Raw genomic sequence first — 19,208 nt, forward strand, 5'->3', positions numbered from 1 at the left:
TACCGGTCCGCGAGGCAGGGGGCGTTCGTGCGTGCTCAGCCGGTCGCCGGAGGCGTCGGCAGCGTCCGCACGGCGCGGGCCTCCAGGGCCCGCGCCGCCAGGTGCACGTCGTCGGGGTAGCCGACCTCCTCGAGGGTGAGGCCGCGGGCCGGGGCGACGGTGACGGCCGGGTCCCGCCGACCGGCCGCGAGCACCTCCCGCGGCCACTCCACACCCCGGCGGCCCTCCCCCACGGCCAGGTGCGCCCCGACGAGGGCCCGCACCATGGAGTGGCAGAACGCGTCGGCGCGCACCGTCGCCACGACGAGGCCGGCGTCGGGCTCGCCCTCGCCCGCTCGTCGCCAGTGGAGGTCGAGCAGCGTGCGGATCGTCGTGGCGCCCTCGCGTGGCTTGCAGTACGCCGCGAAGTCGTGCTCCCCGAGCAGCCAAGCGCCCGCGGCGGCCATGGCGGCGACGTCGAGCGGGCGGGGGTGCCACAGGACGTGCGCCCGGGCCAACGGGTCGCGGCGCCGCGGCTCGTCGGCGATCCGGTAGGCGTAGCGGCGCCAGACCGCGCTGAACCGCGCGTCGAACCCGGGCGGCGCCACGCGCACCCCCGTGACGACGACGTCGCTCGCCCCGGCGCGGCCCAGCACCCCCGTGAGGCGCGTCAGCAGCGCCTCCTCGGGGCGGTGGGCGGACCGCCCGGGCACCGCCTCCCAGGCGGAGAGCGGGACGTCGACATGGGCCACCTGGCCGCGAGCGTGGACGCCGGCGTCGGTCCGGCCGGCCACGGTGAGCCGGGCCGGCACGGGCAGCCGCAGGACGGTCGTCAGCGCCTCCTCGAGGACGCCCTGGACCGTGCGCAGGCCAGGCTGCGCCGCCCAGCCGGCGAACGCCGCGCCGTCGTAGGCGAGGTCCAGGCGGACCCGCACGAGGTCGGTGGTCCCGGCGTCCGTCACGGAGCCGAGGCTACCGCCGCCGCCCGCCGCTAGGCTCCGGGAGTGACCTCCGGCCCCACCACCCTCGCCGTCGACTGCGGCGGCGGCGGGCTCAAGGCCTCCGTCCTCGACGCGGCCGGCACCATGCACGCCCAGCCGGTGCGGGCGCGCACGCCCTACCCGCTGCCGCCGGACCGCCTCGTCGCCGCCGTCGCCTCCCTCGCCGACCAGCTCCCCCCGGCCGACCGCGTCACCGTCGGCATGCCGGGCATGCTGCGGCACGGCGTCGTCGTCGCGACGCCGCACTACGTCACCCGCGCGGGCCCGCGCACCCGGGTCCTGCCCGAGCTCGTCGAGGCGTGGGCGGGCTTCGACATGCGGGGCGCCCTCGAGCAGGGCCTCGGGATGCCGGCGCTCGTCCTCAACGACGCCGAGGTCCACGGCGCCGGCGTGGTGGCCGGCGCGGGCCTGGAGATGGTCCTCACCCTGGGCACCGGCCTGGGCAACGCGGTCTTCGACGGCGGGGTGCTCGCGCCCCACGCCGAGCTGAGCCAGGCGACCGTGCGCTGGGGCCTCACCTACGACGACTACATCGGCGAGCACGAGCGGCTACGCCTCGGGGACGCCATGTGGTCGCGCCGAGCCCGCCGCGTCGTGGAGGCCCTGCGGCCCATGTACCTGTGGGACCGCCTCTACCTCGGCGGCGGCAACTCGCGCCGGATCAGCCCGCAGGTCTCCACCCGCCTCGGCGATGACGTCGTCATCGTCCCCAACAGCGCGGGGATCGTCGGCGGAGTGCGCGCGTGGGAGCTGGCGGCGCGCTAGCGCACCTCGGCGACGAGCTCGAGGACCTGCCGCGTGAACGCCACCGGCCGGACCAGCGAGACGAGGTGGGTGGCCCCCGGGACGACGACGAGCCGGCCCCGGGCGCACGCCGCCAGCAGGGTCCGCTCCTCGAGCCGGAAGTGGTCCCACCGCCCGTTGACGAGCCGCACGGGCACGTCCCCCAGTGCGCGGAGGTCGGCGACGGGATCGAGCCCGCCGACGTCGGCGAGCACGGCGTCCATCACCCCCACCGCCATCCCGCCGACCGCGAGGTCGTCGAGCGCCTGCGCCGGCAGCACCCGGCGGGCGAGCGCGTCGTTGAGCCCCGCGCCGCGGTCCGGCAGCCGTTCGATGAGGGAGGCCAGCGCGCGGTAGCCCGCGAGGCCGGGCCCGCGGGGACGGGTGGAGCAGGCGGCGGCGAGGACGGCGGCGGGCCGGCGCGCGGTGGAGGCGGCCCAGTGCAGGGCGAGGTAGCCACCCAGGGACACCCCGACGACGACCACCGGTCCGCCGGCCGACGAGGCGGCCTCGTCCAGCGTGGCGAGGGCACCGGCGACGGTGAACGCCTCCCCGCGGCGGGCGCCGTGACCCGGCAGGTCGGGGGCCAGTGCGGGCACCGCGGCCCGGTCCAGCGCGGCGAGCTGGGCGCGCCACATCGAGGCGGACGCCCGCACCCCGTGGACGAGGAGGACGGTCGGGTTCACGTCACCAGGCTAGAGGCGCACCGGTGGTCCGCACCGTTGCGCCCGGGTGCACGACAGCGCCGGGCACCCGAAGGTGCCCGGCGCTGCACGCGATGGGGTCAGCGACGCCCGGCGTCGGGACTGTCCGGCGTGGCCGCACCCGCGTCGAGGGCGGCCTCGTCGGCGGCAGCGGCGGAGGACTCCGTCGCCGCGGCCTGAGCCTGCTGGGCCTCGTCGGCGCCCGCGGCCGTCTCGTCCGTCTCGGACTCCTCCGGGGAGGCCTCCGTGGCGGGCGTGGCCTTGGCCGGGTTGGCCGTGACCGAGCTGGCCTTGCGCGCCGCGCGCTTGGTCGAGGCGTCAGCCTCGCGGACGACGGCCTGCTTGGCGCTCACGGGCTCGAGGACGAGCTCGATGACCGCCATGGGGGCGTTGTCGCCCTTGCGCGGGCCGATCTTCGTGATGCGGGTGTAGCCGCCCTGGCGCTCGGCCATCGTCGGCGCGATCTCCGCGAAGAGCTCGTGGACGACGCGCTTGTCCTTGACCGTGGCGAGCGCCCGACGGCGCGAGCTGAGGTCGCCGCGCTTGCCGAGGGTGATGAGCCGCTCAGCGAGGGGCTGCAGCCGCTTGGCGCGGGTCTCCGTGGTGGTGATCCGGCGGTGGTCCAGCAGGGCCGTCGCCAGGTTCGCCAGCATGAGCCGCTCGTGCGCGGGACTGCCACCGAGGCGGGGACCCTTCGGGGGTGTAGGCATGGTGTCTCCTGTGTTGATTCGTCGCCGGTGGTGGCGTCAGTCGCGCTGCTCGTCGCTGAACTCGAGGTCGCCCTCGTAGGCCTCGTCCTCGTCGTCCGCCACGAGCGAGAGGTCGAAGTCCGCGGGGCTGTCCTTGAGGCTCAGACCCAGACCGGCCAGCTTCTCGCGGATCTCGCCGATCGACTTCGCACCGAAGTTGCGGATGTCGAGCAGGTCCGCCTCGCTCCGCGCCACGAGCTCCCCGACCGTGTGGATGCCCTCGCGCTTGAGGCAGTTGTACGAGCGCGACAGCAGGCCGAGGTCCTCGATGGGCAGGGCCAGGTCCGCCGCGAGGGCGGCGTCCGTCGGCGAGGGGCCGATCTCGATGCCCTCGGCCTCGGTGTTGAGCTCCCGGGCGAGCCCGAACAGCTCGACGAGCGTCTTGCCGGCCGACGCGATGGCGTCACGCGGCGCGATGGAGCGCTTCGTCTCGACGTCGACGATGAGGCGGTCGAAGTCGGTGCGCTGCTCGACACGGGTCGCCTCGACCTTGTAGGTCACCTTGAGCACCGGCGAGTAGATCGAGTCGACGGGGACCCGGCCGATCTCGGAGTCGAAGCTCTTGTTCTGGGCCGCGGAGACGTAGCCGCGCCCGCGCTCGACGGTGAGCTCGACCTCGAGCTTGCCCTTGGCGTTGATCGTGGCGATGTGGAGGTCGGGGTTGTGCACCTCGACGCCCGCGGGCGGGGTGATGTCCGCGGCGGTGACCGTGCCGGGGCCCTGCTTGCGCAGGTACATGACGACGGGCTCGTCGTGCTCCGAGGAGACGACGATGTTCTTGATGTTGAGGATGATCTCGGTGACATCCTCCTTCACACCCGGAACGGTGGTGAACTCGTGGAGGACCCCGTCGATGCGGATGCTCGTCACCGCTGCCCCCGGGATGGAGGAGAGCAGCGTGCGGCGCAGGGAGTTGCCGAGCGTGTAGCCGAAGCCGGGCTCCAGGGGCTCGATGACGAATCGCGAGCGGTAGTCGGAGACGACCTCTTCGGTCAGCGTGGGGCGCTGGGCGATGAGCACGGTGGTGTTCCTTTCAGCAGGCGTCCGCTATATGACGCCAAGCAGGGGTCCCCGCCGGCCATCGGTCCGGCCGGCGGGGTCGTTCACGCCCGCCGGAGCGGGCGATCGAGCATCAGACGCGGCGGCGCTTGGGGGGGCGGCAGCCGTTGTGGGCCTGGGGCGTGACGTCGGAGATCGAGCCGACCTCGAGGCCGGTGGCCTGGAGCGAGCGGATCGCGGTCTCACGGCCGGAGCCGGGGCCCTTGACGAACACGTCGACCTTCTTCATGCCGTGCTCCTGGGCGCGGCGGGCAGCGGCCTCGGCGGCGAGCTGCGCGGCGAAGGGCGTCGACTTGCGGGAGCCCTTGAAGCCGACCTGGCCGGAGGAGGCCCAGGCGATGACGGCGCCGCTCGGGTCCGTGATGGACACGATCGTGTTGTTGAAGGTGCTCTTGATGTAGGCGTGACCGTGGGAGACGTTCTTGCGCTCCTTGCGGCGCGGCTTGCGCGCGGCGGTCGCCGTACGGGACTTGGGGGGCATGTGGGGGTTCTCTCCTGGATGAGGTGCTCGGACCGGCCCGCGCGTGCGCACGGGGTCGGACTACTGCTTAGCGGGCCTTCTTCTTGCCGGCCACGGTGCGCTTGGGACCCTTGCGGGTACGCGCGTTGGTCTTCGTGCGCTGTCCACGGACCGGGAGGCCACGACGGTGGCGCAGGCCCTGGTAGGAGCCGATCTCCACCTTGCGGCGGATGTCGGCGGCGACCTCACGGCGCAGGTCACCCTCGACCTTGTAGTTCGCGTCGATGTAGTCGCGCAGGGCGACGAGGTCCGTGTCGGACATGTCCTTGACGCGCAGGTCGGGGCTGATGCCCGTCGCCTCGAGCGTCGCCTTCGCGCGGGTGCGTCCCACGCCGTAGACATAAGTGAGCGCAACCTCTAGCCGCTTGTCGCGGGGGAGGTCGACGCCGGCAAGTCGTGCCAACTCAGGTGCTCCTCATACTGGTCGGAGGTCTTCCACACCGTCCTCCCGCCGGCTGGCGGGCCCCGGCCTCCGACCGGGGGTGGTCGACCCGGTCCCCCGGGTCGCTGACGATGTGCTGGTGGCGGTTGCCCGCCGCCGTCAGGGGTGGATCAGCCCTGACGCTGCTTGTGCCGCAGGTTGGTGCAGATGACCATGACCCGGCCGTGACGCCGAATCACCTTGCAGTTGTCGCAGATCTTCTTGACGCTCGGCTTGACCTTCATGTCGTTCCTCCGCCGCCGCGCACGACGCACCCCTCGGGCGCTCCTGCGACGGCGATTTGTCGAGTCCGGTGATTACTTGTAGCGGTAGACGATACGACCCCGGGTGAGGTCGTACGGGCTCAGCTCGACGACCACCCGGTCCTCGGGCAGGATCCGGATGTAGTGCTGCCGCATCTTGCCGGAGATGTGGGCGAGCACCTTGTGACCGTTGCTCAGCTCAACGCGGAACATCGCGTTGGGCAGTGCCTCGACCACGGTGCCCTCGATCTCGATGACGCCGTCCTTCTTCGCCATATCCTCCGCTAACTCTTCCCTCGTGCGCGCCGCGTCGTTCCCGGTCCGCTCGCTGTGATGACGCCGCGCGCCGGTCAACGGTGCAGCCCCCACCTCGGGCAGGGGCCAGTGCCGTGGCACGCGGGTCCAGCGACAAAGCATACGCCATGGCCCGCGGGGCGTGCACCGTGACCGGTCGGGCATACGTCACACGCGTGGGGGAGCCCAGGGACTCCCCCACGCGCCGGCCCCTGCAGCTGGCGTCCGCCCTGCGGCGAGCACGCCTACGTCGATCACAAACGCGGCGTGCGCGCACCGACGGCTCCTGCGGGACCGCCCGTCACCAGCAGACCGGGCGGGGCCGCACCGGTGGACGGGGTGTTCTGGGGTGACCACGCCGGGGGTTCCCCCACCGGCGGCCAGCGGCCACGCGGGCCCGCGGGGACGGCCCCCGGCGGGCGGGGGTGTCGCGGACGGTGCTGGGCGCATGGGGGGACTCCTCGAGGTCGACCCCAGCACACCACCGACGCGCCGGTCCGCGCGTCCCCTCGGCGGTGGGCCACCGGTTGATCATCGTGGGGCCGCGGGGTGACACCGGGGTGAGCGCGGCGCTCGGGCGCGCGGCGCGCGGGGCGTAGGCGACGTACGCGGTCACCGCACGACCGTGCGGGTCCCCCGCACAACCGTGCGGGGGAGCCGCATGACTGCGACTCCCCCGCACCAGCGACGCCCTGGCGCCCTCCCCGGACACCGTCGCACCGCGTCGATCACAAACGCGGTACCGGGCGCGCTGCCCCTTCCTCCAAGACAGACCGGGCGGGCACTGTCACGGAAGACGGGTGGATCTGGTTGCCCTGCCGGGCCCGGGGGTGCGGGGCGTTCCCCGCCCCCCGGGCCACGGTCAGGACGTGTGGGACCGCCGGCGGCCCCGGGCGGCGACCGCCCCGGCGAGGGCGAGCAGCAGCCCGATGGCGGCGAGGCCGCCGATGTCGGCCCCGGTGGGCGGGATCGCCGGCGTGCGCGGCGGCACGGTGGGCGGCGCCTCCCGGGGCGGGGTCCGGTGGGTCGTCGTGCAGTCGCCCACACACTCCGGGTCCCCGTCGCCGGTGACGACGTTGACGAGGGTGGCCGACCAGGCGTCGTCGTCGACCTCGACCTGGTAGGTCAGGGTGGCGGTCCCGGAGAACGTGCCCACCTGCCACACCAGCTCGTCACCGACGAGGGCCGCCGTGCCCACGCTCACCGTGATGTCACCGGTGAGGTCGGCGTCGTCGAGGACGTCGGACAGGTCGTCCACCACCCGCACGCCGGTCGGCGTGCCCTGGGCCTGGAGGGTGACGGTGTAGGTGATGACGTCACCGGGGCGAACCGTCGAACCGGACGCCGGGTCGGACGACTTGCTGATCGTCCAGGACGGGGGCTCGACGCAGTCGCGGCCGGTGGTGTCCTCGCCCTCGACGGTCAGGGTGGCCGAGTTGAGGAACCCGCCGCCGTCGGTGCCGTCCTCGCCGGTGCACTGCCCCGCCGGGGTGCCGGGCACGCCCGGCGCCACCGTGGCGACGACCGTCACCGCGTAGGTGTGGGTGGCGCCGCCCGCGATCTCCCGGTCCTGGGCCAGCACGGCGGTGTCACCCGCCGCGAGGTCCCACGTGCCGGAGACGTCGGTGCCCTCGAGCTCCCACCGCGCCGACGTGGGCGTGATGCCCTGGCCGTACTCGAGGGTGTCGGTGAGGTCGTAGGTGGTGCCGACGTTCGTCGTGCTGTCGACCACCACGTCGTACGTCACGGTCCACGACCCGTCGTCGTTCTGCGTCGCTCCCGTGGCGGTCTTGTCGATCTCCAGGGCCGGCTCGGGGATCTCCACACAGGCGTCGTCGTCGTAGTCGTCGTTGCCCGAGGTGAGGGTCGCCCCGTTGAACAGACCGCTCCCCGGCGTGCCGCCGTCGGGGACGCAGGGGCGGTCGACCGGGTCGACGCCCGGGGTGAGCGAGAGGTTCACGAGGACCTCGTAGGTGTGCGTCGCCCCTGCGGGCAGCGCCTCACCGGTGACGATCACCGGCTGCGTGTCCCCGTCCCACTCCTCGTACGTCGTCCCGTCGCGGGAGATCGTCGCGGAGTTGATGACCACGCCCTCGGCGAACCCGAGGTCGTCGGACAGGTCGTAGGCGAGGTCGTGGGTGTCGCTGGGGTTGTCCACGACGATCGTGTACGCCACGTCCCACGTCCCGTCGGGGTTGGCCACCAGGTCGCCCTCGCGCTTGTCCACGGTCGGGGCCGCGGGCTCCTCGCAGGCGCGGTCGGTGGTGTCCTCGCCGCCGACGGTGATCGTGGCGGCGTTGAGGAAGCCGCCACCGGAGGTGCCGTCCTCGCCGGAGCAGACGCCCGGCTCGGTGCCGATCACACCGGTCTCGACCTCCGCGACCACCGTCACCGTGTAGGTGTGGGTGGCGTTGCCGGTGATCGCCCGGTCCTCGGCGAGCACAGCCGTGTCACCGGCCGCGAGGTCCCACTCGCCGGAGGCGTCGGTGCCCTCGAGCTCCCACTCCGCCGACGTGGGCGTGAGGCCCTCCCCGTACTCCAGGGTGTCGGACAGGTCGTAGAACCCTCCGACCGCGGTCGTGCTGCGCACGATGATCTCGTACGTCACCGTCCAGGAGCCGTCGGCATTCTGGCGGACCCCCGTCGCGACCTTGTCGAGGTCGAGGTCGGGCTCGGTGAGCGGGTGGCAGGCGTCGTCGTCGTAGCTGTCGTTGCCCGAGACCAGGGTCGCGGCGTTGAACAGCCCGCTGCCCTCACCGTCCTCGGGCTCGCAGTCGCGGTCCTCGTCATCGATCGCCTGGCTGAGCGAGAGGTTGACGAGCACGTCGTAGACGTGGGTCGTGCCGCGCGGCAGCGCCACGCCGGTGGCGATCACCGGCTGCGTGTCCCCGTCCCACTCCTCGTACGTCGTCCCGTCGCGGGAGATCGTCGCGGAGTTGATGACCACGCCCTCGGCGAACCCGAGGTCGTCGGACAGGTCGTAGGCGAGGTCGTGGGTGTCGCTGGGGTTGTCGACGTGGATGGTGTACGTCGCGTCCCACGTCCCGTCCTCGTTCGCCTCGAGGGTGCCCTCGCGCTTCTCGACCGTGGGAGCCGCCGGCTCCGCGCAGTCACGCACGACGACCTCGCTCTCGTCGACGGTGAGGGTGGCGGCGTTGAGGAACCCGCCGCCCGCCGTGCCGTCCTCGCCCGAGCACTGGCCCGGCGTCGACCCGACGGTCCCGGTCGCCACCTCGGCGATCACGATGACGGTGTACGTGTGCGTCGTCCGGGCCGGGAGCGTGACGTCGGTGGCGAGGACGGCGGTGAGGTTGCCGGGCAGGTCCCACTCGCCGGCGTCCGCGGTGCCGTCACGTTCCCACCTCGCCGACGTCGGGGTGAGCCCCGCGCCGAACTCCAGGGTGTCGGTCAGGTCGTAGCTCGCGCTCAGCGCCGGGTTGTCGTTGGTCACGGTGACGTCGTAGGTGACCGTCCACGACCCGTCGGCGTTCTGGTGCGCGCCGAGCGCGGTCTTGTCGACCTCGAGCTCGGGGTCGGGGATCGGGACGCACGCCTCGGCGGACTGCTCGTCGTTGCCCGAGACGATGGTGACCTCGTTGAACAGGCCCTGACCCGCGTTGCTCCCGTTGACGCCGCAGGCGCGGTCGTCCTCGTCGATGTCCGTGGTGAGGGAGATCGTCACGGTCACCGTGTACGTGTGCGTCGCTCCGGCCGGCAGCGCCACGCCCGTGGCGATGGTGGTCTCGTCGACGCCGTCCCAGTCGGGGAACGTCGTCCCGTCGCGGGACACCGTCGCCGACTCGATGGCGACGCCCTCGGCGAACCCGAGCTCGTCGGAGATGTCGTAGGTGAGGTCCCGGGTGTCGCTCGGGTTGTCCACGACGAGCCGGTACGTCACCGTCCAGGTGTCGTCGTCGTTGTCGACGAGCTCACCGGCCTCCTTGTCGACGGTCGGGGCCACCGGCTCGAGGCAGTCGCGATCGGTGAGGGTCTGGGTGTTGGCGGTGAGGGTGGCGAGGTTGAGGAAGCCACCGGGAGTCGTGCTGCCCTCGTCCGGGCACTGCCCGGGCTCGGTCCCGATGACGCCGGTCCCTACCTCCGCAATGACCGTCACCGCGTAGGTGTGGGTCGCGCCGGCCGCGATGGCGCGGCCGGTGGCGAGCACCGTGGTGTTCCCGGCGGTGAGGTCCCACTCACCGGAGACGTCGGTGCCCTCGAGCTCCCACTCCGCCGAGGTCGGGGTGATGCCCGCCCCGTACTCGAGGGTGTCGGAGAGGTTGTACTCGCCCGCGAAGGTCTCCGGGTTGGTCACCACGACGTCGTAGGTCACGGTCCACGACCCGTCGGCGTTCTGGTCCGCGCCCGTGGCCACCTTGTCGAGGGTGAACTCACCGGGCACGCACACCCTGACCGTCGTGGAGTCGGTCGGGTCCTCCCCGGTGGTGACGTCCACCGTGGCGGTGTTGGTGAACGGGGTGCACGTCCCGCCGACCCCCTGGTGGGTGTTCTGGTAGGTGAAGGTGGTCGGCGTGCCCGCGGCGTTCCAGGTGGCCTGCCCGAGCAGCTCGGGCTCGTCGAGGTCGACCTTGTCGTCGTAGACGTCGACGGTGCGGTCGGTCTCGTCGTCGAGGGTGAACGTGACGTCGACCTCGGCCTCGGTGGACTGGTCGGTGCCGTCGGCGTCGGTCCACGCGACCGTCGCCGTGTTGGTGCCGGTGGTCGCCGGGGCGGAGGTGAACGTGCAGGAGTAGTCGAGCGTCACGGTCTCACCCGCGGCGAGCTCGACGTCCGTGCCGCCGGAGACGGTGCACGTGGCACCGCCGCCGACGTCGACGGCGTCCGTGATGTCGACGGTGAGGGTGCCGAAGTCGTTGGGGTTCGTCACGGTGATCTCACCGGCGAGCTCCCAGCCGGAGTCCTCGGTGTCCCCGGGGATGGCCTCGACCACGTAGTCGTAGGTCGCGGTCCCGTCCGGGTTGACGGTGACGTCGGTGTCCTCCACCGACTTGTCGATGTCCCAGAAGTAGGTCCGGTCGAAGGTCGCCTCGGCGGTCTTCGTGGCGGTGACGGGTGCCTGCTGGCAGACCGTCACCTCCTCCGTGGCCTCCTGGTCGGTCTCGGCGATCCACGCGGTGTTGGTGAAGTCCACGCACTCGCCGGGCACGCCCTCGAGGGTGAGGGAGTACTCGAACTCCGTCGGGGTGCCGTCCTCGTTCCACTCGGCGGTGCCCAGCGTCACCGGGCTCGCCGGGTTCGTCTTGTCGTCGACGACGGTGATGGTCTCGTTGATCGGCGTCTGCGACCAGCCGTCGCTCGTCACGTCGGCCGTGCCGACGGCCGAGCTCGTGGGCGTGGGGACGTCGCCGTCCCAGGTGACGGTCGCCGTGTTCGTCCCCTCGTAGTCCGGCTGCGAGGTGAACGTGCAGGTGTACTCGAAGGTCACCGTGGCACCCGCGGCGATGACGGCGTCCTGGCCGCCCTCGACGGTGCAGGTGGCCCCGCCGCCCACGTCGACGGAGTCGACGACGTCGGCGGTGATGGCCAGCCACGCGTTGGGGTTGGTCACGGTGATCTCACCGGTCATCGCCCACTCGGAGTCGGTGAACTCCAGCGGGGTCGCCGTGACCGTGTAGTCGAACGTCGCGGTGCCGTCGGGTCCGATGGTCACCGAGGTCTCGTCCGCCTCCTTGTCGATCTCCCACAGGTACGTGCGGTCGAAGCTCGTGACGACGTTCTTCGCCACGGTGAGGTCGAGCCCGGTGCAGACCTCGACGGTCTCGGTGCTCTCCTCATCGACCGCGAGGACACCGATCCCGCCGGCGCCGCGGGAGACGTCGGTGTCGGTGATGCGCGCGGTGTTCTGGTAGGTCTCGCACTGCCCCGGCACGCCCGGCCAGGTGAGGTCGTAGGTGAAGGTCACGGGGCCGTCGTCCGCCTGGACGCGGTTGCCCACCTGGGTGCCGTCGTCGTAGTCGGTGAGGTCGAACTCGGAGTCGGTGACGATCACCTCGAAGTCCGTCACGTTGATCTCGGCGCTGGCGAAGGCGAACGCCGCGGTGCCCTGGGCGGAGCCAGCGGTCCCGGGGAACGTCGTCGCGTTCCACGTAGCCGTCGCGGTGTTGGTGCCGGAGGCGGCAGGCGTCGGCACGGAGCAGTTGTAGGCGAGCGTGAGGCTCGCGTTGGCCGCCACGGTGACGTTGGTGCCCCCGGCGACCGTGCACGTCCCGTTGGGCAGGCTGTCGGTGACGTTGACCCCGGTGAAGTCCACGTCGTTGGGGTTGCTCACGACGATGCTGCCGCGCACCCCGTAGCCGGAGTCGATCGGCCCGCTCGGCGTCACGGTGACGTCGTAGGTGAAGGTGGCGTCCTCCCCGGCGGGGATCTCCTGGCGGTCGGGCTGGCGGACCAGCTTCTCGATCTCCCAGTCGTAGTCACGGTCGAAGTACGTCGCCGCGGTCTTCGTCACCGTGAGCTCGTCGTAGTCGGGCGGGACCTCGGCGTTGCGGACCGTGCAGGTGACGATCACCTGCGCTCCGACGTCGACGGTGAAGCCGGTGGTGCCGGCGTTCGTCACGGGAAGGGACGCACCGGTGTCCGTCGTGCACCGGGCGTTGAACCCGCCCTGCTGGGCGAGGGTGTAGCCCGCGTTCACCGTCTCGTTGACGGTGACCGGGGTCGCGAACGTGCCGGCCGGGTGCGCGACGTCGAAGTTGACCGCGCTCGTGGTGTCGGTCGTCACCGAGGTCGGGGTGACACCGGCGGTCGGCGTGGTGAAGGTCCACCCGGGACCACCGGGGACGATGGTCCCGGCGAGGGTGCGGACCTCCTTGACGACGCTCAGGGTCCCCGCGCAGTTCTGCGAGGCGATCTCCTCCAGCGTCTCGGCCAGGTCGGCGAAGTTGGTGCGGTAGTAGTCCTGGTTCTCGACGGGACCGGAGATCAGCGACATGCGGTTCGCCGCTGCCGGGGTGCCGGCGGCGTTGCCGATCCCGACGACGATCACCTGGGACCCGGTCTCCTTGACGGCGTTCGCCGAGTGGATGGCCTCCTCGACCTCGGTGATGGAGGCCTCGCTGCCGGAGCCGCGCGCGTCCCGGTGGTAGGTCGGCTCGCCGTCGGTGAGGAAGAGCACGACGTCGTGCTCGACACCGCTCTCGACGACCTGGTGGAACGCGCGGTCCCAGTTCGTCCCGCCCTGCCGCTCGGTCGGGGCCCCGGTCAGCGAGTTGATCTTGGCGGTGACCACCGACGCGGTGCCAGCGGTGGCAACCGAGGTCAGCGGGAGCGTCGTGTTGTTCACCCCGGCCGCCGGAGCCGCCGTCGCGAACGTGTAGACACCCACCCGCGAGGGCGTGCCGGTGAGCTCGTCGACGAAGTCGACCGCTGCGGCCTTGTACTGGTTGAGGAGTGCCGCGGAGTCCGTGACGGAGTTCGACAGGTCCATGACGAGGGCGAGGTCGATCCCACAGACGGGCGGGGCGACGTTGTTGGCTCGGACGTCGGGCCATGTCCGCACGCCGCCCGGCCGGGTCTGCTCCGCCGGTCGCGGGAGGGTCACGGTGCGGGCGGCGGCGGAGCCCGTGCGCACGATGGCGCCGGTGTTGTAACGGAAGAAGTCGGTGGGGTCGTCCCAGAAGACCGGGACGCGCCACCCGCCCGGCGCGGCGGTCTCGACGGCGTAGAAGTAGTTGTTACCCGTGGCGAGGGACACCTCGACGCCGCACAGGCCGGTGCCGTCAGTGGTACAGGTGCCGACGGACGTGCCACCGCTGACCGTGTTCACGCTGCCGACCCGGAAGAACTCGAACGAGGCGCCCGCCAGGGGCGCGACCGTCGTGCTCGTGCTACCCGTGCCGGTGCGGTCCCCGCCCTTGCGGACGAGCAGGTGCGCCTCGTTGGTCCCGGGCTCGCCCGGGGGCACCTGCAGCACGCTGACGTCCCCGGCGGCCGCGGCCTCCTCGGCCGGCGGGGCGCGCTCCTCGACGGGCGGCGCGGCGGGCTCCTCGGCCGCGGGCACGTCGGCGGGCGGTGCCGCCGGCTCGTCCGCGGGCGGCGCAGCCGGCTCGTCGGCGGGCGGCGCGGCCGTCTCGTCCCCGTCGGTCGCCGTCTCGCCCACGGCGGTGTCCTCGACGACCGACTCCAGCGTCGGCTCGGAGGTGACGGCGTCCTCGACGGCGGTCTCCGGTGGTGGCTCGCCCACGGCGAGCGCACTGGTGCCCGAGGTCACCAGGGTGAGGCTGAGGAGCCCGGCGAACAGGGCTCGAGCGCCGCGACGGGGGCGGATGGAACGGGGTGTGGCGGCACGGCGCATGACAGAACTCCCTTGTGATCAGCGGGCAACTGTCAGCACACACCGCATGCCGGATGACGGGCATAAGGAACGGAGGCTGATGACCGGCTGATTCACCAGGGTGATGCGGGGGTGAGGGGGCTGGCCGGGGTCACCGCGGTCCCGCACGCCCCGGGTGGCGCACGGCGGGCGGGAGCGCCGCGTGGCGCCCGGGTTCAGCGGTCGCCGGAGCGGTCGTCCAGGAGGCCGAGCTCGCGCGCCCGGGCGACGGCGGCGGCCCGGGTGGCCACCCCGAGCTTGCGGTAGATGCGCTGGACGTGGGTCTTCACGGTGCTCTCGGAGAGGTAGAGGCTGCGTGCGACCTGGGCCAGGGACCGGGGGCCGGCCAGGTGCTCGAGCACCCGCCGCTCCGCGGCGCTGAGCTGGCTGGCGCGGAGCGGCTCGGGGTACGGCGAGGAGGCGGACGCGAGCCGCGGCGCGTCGAGGAAGCGCTGCACCGCCGGGTGGCCCGCGGCGATGGCGTCGAGGTCGCCGCGCGGCACCGAGAGGAACGGCAGGAGGACCCCGACGTCGGCGGCGAGCGCCACCGCGGTGCTCAGCGACGCGAGGGCGCGCTCCTCGTCCCCCGTACGCCAGGCGGCGCACGCCCGGATCACGAGGAGCTCGAGGGACGCGCACGGGGCGAGCCCGGCGTCGCCGTCCGCGCGCTGGGTGAGGCGGAGCGCCTCGTCGTAGGCCCCGACGTAGAAGGCGTGCCGCGCCCGGTTGGGCACGAGGCCCGGGATCGGCGCGAGCAGCGCCGCGCAGCGGTCGTACTCGCCGGCGACGAGGTGGAGGTCGCAGCGCAGCGACGTCGCCGCCCGGACGACGAGCCCCAGCTCGGCGCTCCCCGGGTCGAGGGTGACGGACAGGCTCGCGACCTCCGGGAGCCCGCCCGCCGGGTCGCCACGGTGGAGCGCGCCGTGCGCGACGACCAGGCGCGCCGCAGCCACGAGCGGGGCGAGGGGGGACCGCGCGGGCACCCGCAGCACCTCCGCCGCGTCGTCGAGGCGGAGGGTGGCGATCGTCGCCTCGACGAGGGGCCGCGCCGCCAGCTCCAGGTCGCGCACCTCCCCGGTGGCCTCGGCCGCGGCGCGGAGCCAGCCCTCGGCGTCGCCGAGGTGGCCGAGCAGCGCCAGCGCGACCGCGGCGCCGGTCGCCGCCTCACGGTAGGCGCCACCGTCGGCCCCGGCCCGGCGGGCGGCGGTGGCGAACCCGTACGCCGCCCCGACGACGTCCCCCGCGTACAGCTGGTCCAGGCTCCACTCGACGAGCAGCTCCGGCACGGCGCCGCGGACCTCGTCGTCGACCGGTGCCTCGTCGACGGGTTGCCGGGCCAGGTGGCTGCGGGGAACCGACGCCGCGCCGCTCCGCCGCGACAACCGCTCGGTCATGCTGGGAGCGCGGCCGGACCAGCCCCCGGGCGTGAGCCGGCCGGACCGCAGCACGTGCTCCGCGCGCGCCGCAGTGTGGACGTCGAGGATGTGCTCACGGGCGAGGACGAGCCGCGCGCTGCTCGCCACGACGTCGTCCGGCATCCGTGCGACGACGTCCCGCAGCCGGGGAGCGTGCTCCCGGAGCAGCTCGGCCCAGTGGTCCTCCACGAGCCCGATCGCGATCGGCCACGCGCCGGCCTTGGCCGCGTGCTCGAGGGCGACGATCACCGGGCCGTCGCCGGCGCTGAGCGCGTGGAGGAGGCGGAACCGCGCGGGGTCCTCGCGCTCGAGCACGTGCGCCGCGGCGGCGCGGATCGGGGGTGCCATCGCATAGGTCGGCCCCGGCCCGACGGCGGTGACGAGGTTGGCCTCGACGAGGTCGTCGAACAGCCCGTCCCGGGCGGGCTCACCGGCGAGGCGCCGGATGTCCTCGCGGGTGAACGTCCCTGGGACGGCGAGCGCCGTCGCCAGCCGGAAGTAGGGGGCGAAATCGGCGTCGTGGAGAACCGCGCCGACGTAGTGCTCCACCGGCGGCAGCTCGATGTCGAGGGAGCCGTCGGGGCGGCGGGCGGAGTCGAGGACGACGGCCCGGACCAACGCCGGCCAGCCGATGAGATCGGCGCGCAGGGCACTGGCCTCGGGCGGGGTCAGCGGCAGGCCGAGCCGGCCGGCGAACGCCCGCGTCTCGGCGTCGTCGAGGGAGAGGTCCCGCACGCGCAGGACGCCGGCGTCCACCGTGGCCGGCCCGAGCCGCTCGATGGGACGGTGCGCGCGCGTGGTGACGACGAGGTGGAAGAGCTCGTGGTCCTGGACGAGGCCTACCAGCTCGTCGTCGACGGCGGTGTCGTGGACGTGGTGCAGGCCGTCGATGACCAGGACGAGACGCCGGTCCAGGCGGCGCAGGACGGCCCGGAGGGAGCCCGTCGTCGGCACCGTCTCCGCGAGGGCGATCCCGTCCTCGACCCACGTGTCGTGCACCGCGGTCCACAGGTCCGCGGCCGACACCGGCCCCTCGGGCACCGTGAGCCAGGACCGGGTGACCCCGGACATCTCGGGCGAGGCGAGCCAGCTGGCCGCGACGCTCGTCTTGCCGTACCCCCGGGGCGCCCGGAGGACCACCAGCGGGGGCAGGCGTCGGCCCATCGCGGCGGCCGCGCGCGTCGGCGCGAACGCCCGGGGGATGCGCGGGATGGGCATGAGCGGTCAGTCCCCGCGCCGGCTCGCTCCACGGACCGGCCAGTGGGCACTGATCCGCAGGGCTTCCTGCCGGCTCGACGCGCCGAGCTTGTGGTACACGCGGCGCAGGTGGGTCTTCACGGTGTTCGGGGAGATCCCGAGCTGCTCGGCTATGCCCGCCGGGCCGGCATGGTCGCGCAGGGCGACGAGCACCTCGGCCTCCCGGTCGGACAGGTCCGCGGGCGCCGGGGGCACCGGTGCGTCCTCGAGCGGTCGGGCCGGGGCCCTCCCGTCCGCGGGGCGGAGGGCACGCGCCGAGGGCACACCGGCCGCGAGCGACTCGAACACCTCCGTGGGCAGGAGGTGGAGCGCGCGGCGCAGGCCGGTCTCCTGCGCCGTGCGCACGGCCTGGGCGAACGCCCGGCGGGCTGCCGCCGGCTCGCCGAGCTGGTCCAGCGCCCAGGCGATGTGGACCTCGCACGCGAAGTGGGCCCGGCGGGTGGCCGGCGTCGCCAGGACGGCCTCCGCCACACGGATGGCATCCCGCCAGCGTCCCTGCGCGAGCAGGAGCTGGGCGCGCGTCGTGGCCGAGACCGCCGTGTCGGGGAGGTCGTCGAGGACGTCGGCGGCCGCACCGCTCATCCCGGACAGCAGGAGCAGCTCGGCGAGCGTCGTGGCGAGCGTGGCCTCGGTGATCCCGCCGGGGTCGGTGTGCCGCAGCGCCGCGCGGAGGGCGCCGATGCTGCGGGCGCGCTCCTCCTCGGACCCGCTCACGGTCGCCAGGTGCGCCCGGGCGAACACCGACATGGCCCACAGGTCGTCCCGGCGCCGCAGCTCCCGGATCCGGGCCACCGCCGCCGCGGCGTCGGGCAGGACCCCGTCGACGCAGGCGATGGCGTAGCCGATCCGGGCGCTCGCCTGGATGAGGCCGACCAGGCCGTCGCGCGACGGCCCCTGGAGCACGTCGGCGAGCTCGGGGTCCCTCGCCCAGCCCAGGGCGTGCTCCACGTCGCCGAGGATGGCCCGGGTCATGAGCATCCCCACCGTCCCCATGAGCCGGGCAGCGAGGTCCTCGTGCTCGATGCCGTGCTCGCGCACCCGCCCGAAGGCGTACAGGGCGGTGTCGTTGTCGCCGGCGAGCACCGCGCTCACCGCCCACTGGAACAGCACCATGACGTGGTCGCCCGTGCCCCCCTCGGCCGAGCGCAGGCGCGCGGTGAGGTCGAGGAACGCCGGGTCGGAGGGCAGCCACACGCCGGGGTTCCGGCCGGGTCGCCGCATGCCGCGGGGCAGCTCGTCGCGGACGACCGCCAGCCGGGAGTCCGCCCGCACGAGGGCGTCCGGGATGGCGCGGGCCGCCTCGACAAGGGCGTCCTGGTGGTGCGTGACCAGCGTGGCCCAGTCCTCCTCGACGACCGCCAGCGCGACCTCCCACTCCCCCGCGAGGCACGCGTGCCGCAGGACGCCGGCCGGGCCCTCCTCCTGGGCGGCCGACGCCATGAGCGCGCGGTGCACCTCCGGCACGACCTCGGGACGGGTCTCACCGAGGATGCGGACCAGTGCCTCCCGGATGGCGCGCGGGTAGGAGTACCGCACGGCGACGCCGCGGTGCGCCCGGGTGAGCAGTCCGGCGGCCCGGAGGTTGCGCAGGTGCGTGCCCACGGCGGCGCCGGGGACGATCGCCCGGGCCGTGGCCTCGCTGAACTCCTCGGGCACGGCCGTCCGCAGGAGGAAGTCGCGCAGGCCGTCGGAGGTCATGTCCTGGAGCAGCCCGAAGAGGTAGTCGTCGACGAGCCCGGTGTCGACGACGGTGTCCGAGCCGTTCATCGCCGCCGCCTCGATGCACGCCCGGACGGCGGCGGGCCAGCCCCCCAGGTCGTCGGCGATCCGGTGCGCGTGCTCCGCCGAGACGGTGAGCCCCCGGCGGCGGGCGAGGGCCTGGACGAGGTCGCCGGTGAGGGCGAGGTCCGTGGGGCGCACGACGGCGGTGTCGACCGAGAGGGCCCCCGTGGTCTCGATGTCACGGACGGCGCGGGTGACGACGACGAGCTCGAGCCGGTCGTTGCGCCGCACGAGCTCGACGAGGTCCTCGTCGATCGCCGGAGCGCCCTCGAGCCGGCCCGCCTCGTGGAAGTCGTCGAGGACGAGGACGAGCGGGCGGCGGTGGAGGGTGAGCGCCCGGCGGACCACCGCACGGTCGTCCACGCCGGGCCCGGTCTCCACGCCCTCCTCCTCGAGGACCGCGCGCAGCAGGCGCCAGAATCCCGCGCCCACCCGCTCCTCGAGACCGAGGCGGACGTAGCGCACCGGCGGACCCTCCGCGCGCGAGGCGATCCACCGCACGACGGCGGTGGTCTTGCCGTAGCCGCGGGGGGCGCGGACGACCGTCAGGGGCGCGCGGCGCTCGAGCGCCTCCGTGACCTTGGCACCGATCTGCGCGTCACGGCTGGCGCGTGGCAGCACGTCGCCCCGGCCCCCGACCTGCCCCATCTCG

Annotated in this window: 12 protein-coding genes; 1 reads left to right on the forward strand and 11 read right to left on the reverse strand. The window is 73.7% G+C overall.

All coding sequences use genetic code 11. From position 1 onward, the window contains the following. Window positions 1-35: 35 nt before the first annotated feature. Complete coding sequence (gene truA, locus EBO36_RS12385) at window positions 36-941, reverse strand: tRNA pseudouridine(38-40) synthase TruA (protein ID WP_122824894.1); 906 nt, start codon at window positions 939-941, stop codon at window positions 36-38. Window positions 942-983: 42 nt separating this feature from the next. On the opposite strand from truA, the gene EBO36_RS12390 reads away from it, so the two are divergent. Further along, entirely contained in the window at window positions 984-1,745 is a 762-nt protein-coding gene (locus EBO36_RS12390; RefSeq protein WP_122824895.1) for an ROK family protein, read from the forward strand. Here the strand turns inward: EBO36_RS12390 and EBO36_RS12395 are convergent. The 10 genes from EBO36_RS12395 to EBO36_RS12440 all read right to left on the reverse strand — a co-directional run bounded on the left by EBO36_RS12395 (window position 1,742) and on the right by EBO36_RS12440 (window position 19,204). Further along, window positions 1,742-2,449: an alpha/beta fold hydrolase gene (locus EBO36_RS12395; RefSeq protein ID WP_122824896.1), complete on the reverse strand. Its 708-nt coding sequence runs from the start codon at window positions 2,447-2,449 to the stop codon at window positions 1,742-1,744. The genes EBO36_RS12390 and EBO36_RS12395 overlap by 4 nt on opposite strands. Before the next feature lie 98 nt (window positions 2,450-2,547). Continuing rightward, a complete protein-coding gene (gene rplQ / locus EBO36_RS12400; protein ID WP_122824897.1) occupies window positions 2,548-3,177 on the reverse strand; it encodes a 50S ribosomal protein L17 in 630 nt (209 codons plus the stop codon). A 36-nt stretch (window positions 3,178-3,213) separates the two neighbouring features. Then, a complete protein-coding gene (locus EBO36_RS12405) occupies window positions 3,214-4,236 on the reverse strand; it encodes a DNA-directed RNA polymerase subunit alpha (protein WP_122824898.1) in 1,023 nt (340 codons plus the stop codon). A 112-nt stretch (window positions 4,237-4,348) separates the two neighbouring features. Further along, window positions 4,349-4,756, reverse strand: a complete 408-nt coding sequence (gene rpsK, locus EBO36_RS12410; RefSeq protein ID WP_122824899.1) for a 30S ribosomal protein S11 — start codon at window positions 4,754-4,756, stop codon at window positions 4,349-4,351. Between the two features lie 67 nt (window positions 4,757-4,823). Continuing rightward, the gene (rpsM, locus tag EBO36_RS12415; protein WP_122824900.1) at window positions 4,824-5,198 is read right to left on the reverse strand and encodes a 30S ribosomal protein S13; all 375 of its coding nucleotides are present in this window, start codon (window positions 5,196-5,198) and stop codon (window positions 4,824-4,826) included. A gap of 149 nt (window positions 5,199-5,347) precedes the next feature. After that, window positions 5,348-5,461, reverse strand: a complete 114-nt coding sequence (rpmJ, locus tag EBO36_RS12420; RefSeq protein ID WP_110851912.1) for a 50S ribosomal protein L36 — start codon at window positions 5,459-5,461, stop codon at window positions 5,348-5,350. 72 nt (window positions 5,462-5,533) lie between these two features. Further along, window positions 5,534-5,755: a translation initiation factor IF-1 gene (gene infA, locus EBO36_RS12425; protein ID WP_122824901.1), complete on the reverse strand. Its 222-nt coding sequence runs from the start codon at window positions 5,753-5,755 to the stop codon at window positions 5,534-5,536. 880 nt (window positions 5,756-6,635) lie between these two features. After that, complete coding sequence (locus tag EBO36_RS12430; RefSeq protein ID WP_122824902.1) at window positions 6,636-14,084, reverse strand: vWA domain-containing protein; 7,449 nt, start codon at window positions 14,082-14,084, stop codon at window positions 6,636-6,638. 194 nt (window positions 14,085-14,278) lie between these two features. Continuing rightward, the gene (locus tag EBO36_RS12435) at window positions 14,279-16,735 is read right to left on the reverse strand and encodes a LuxR C-terminal-related transcriptional regulator (RefSeq protein WP_122824903.1); all 2,457 of its coding nucleotides are present in this window, start codon (window positions 16,733-16,735) and stop codon (window positions 14,279-14,281) included. 6 nt (window positions 16,736-16,741) lie between these two features. Next, complete coding sequence (locus EBO36_RS12440; protein WP_122824904.1) at window positions 16,742-19,204, reverse strand: helix-turn-helix transcriptional regulator; 2,463 nt, start codon at window positions 19,202-19,204, stop codon at window positions 16,742-16,744. Between the last annotated feature and the right edge of the window lie 4 nt (window positions 19,205-19,208).

Source organism: Georgenia faecalis, assembly GCF_003710105.1.
Lineage (GTDB): Bacteria > Actinomycetota > Actinomycetes > Actinomycetales > Actinomycetaceae > Georgenia_A > Georgenia_A faecalis.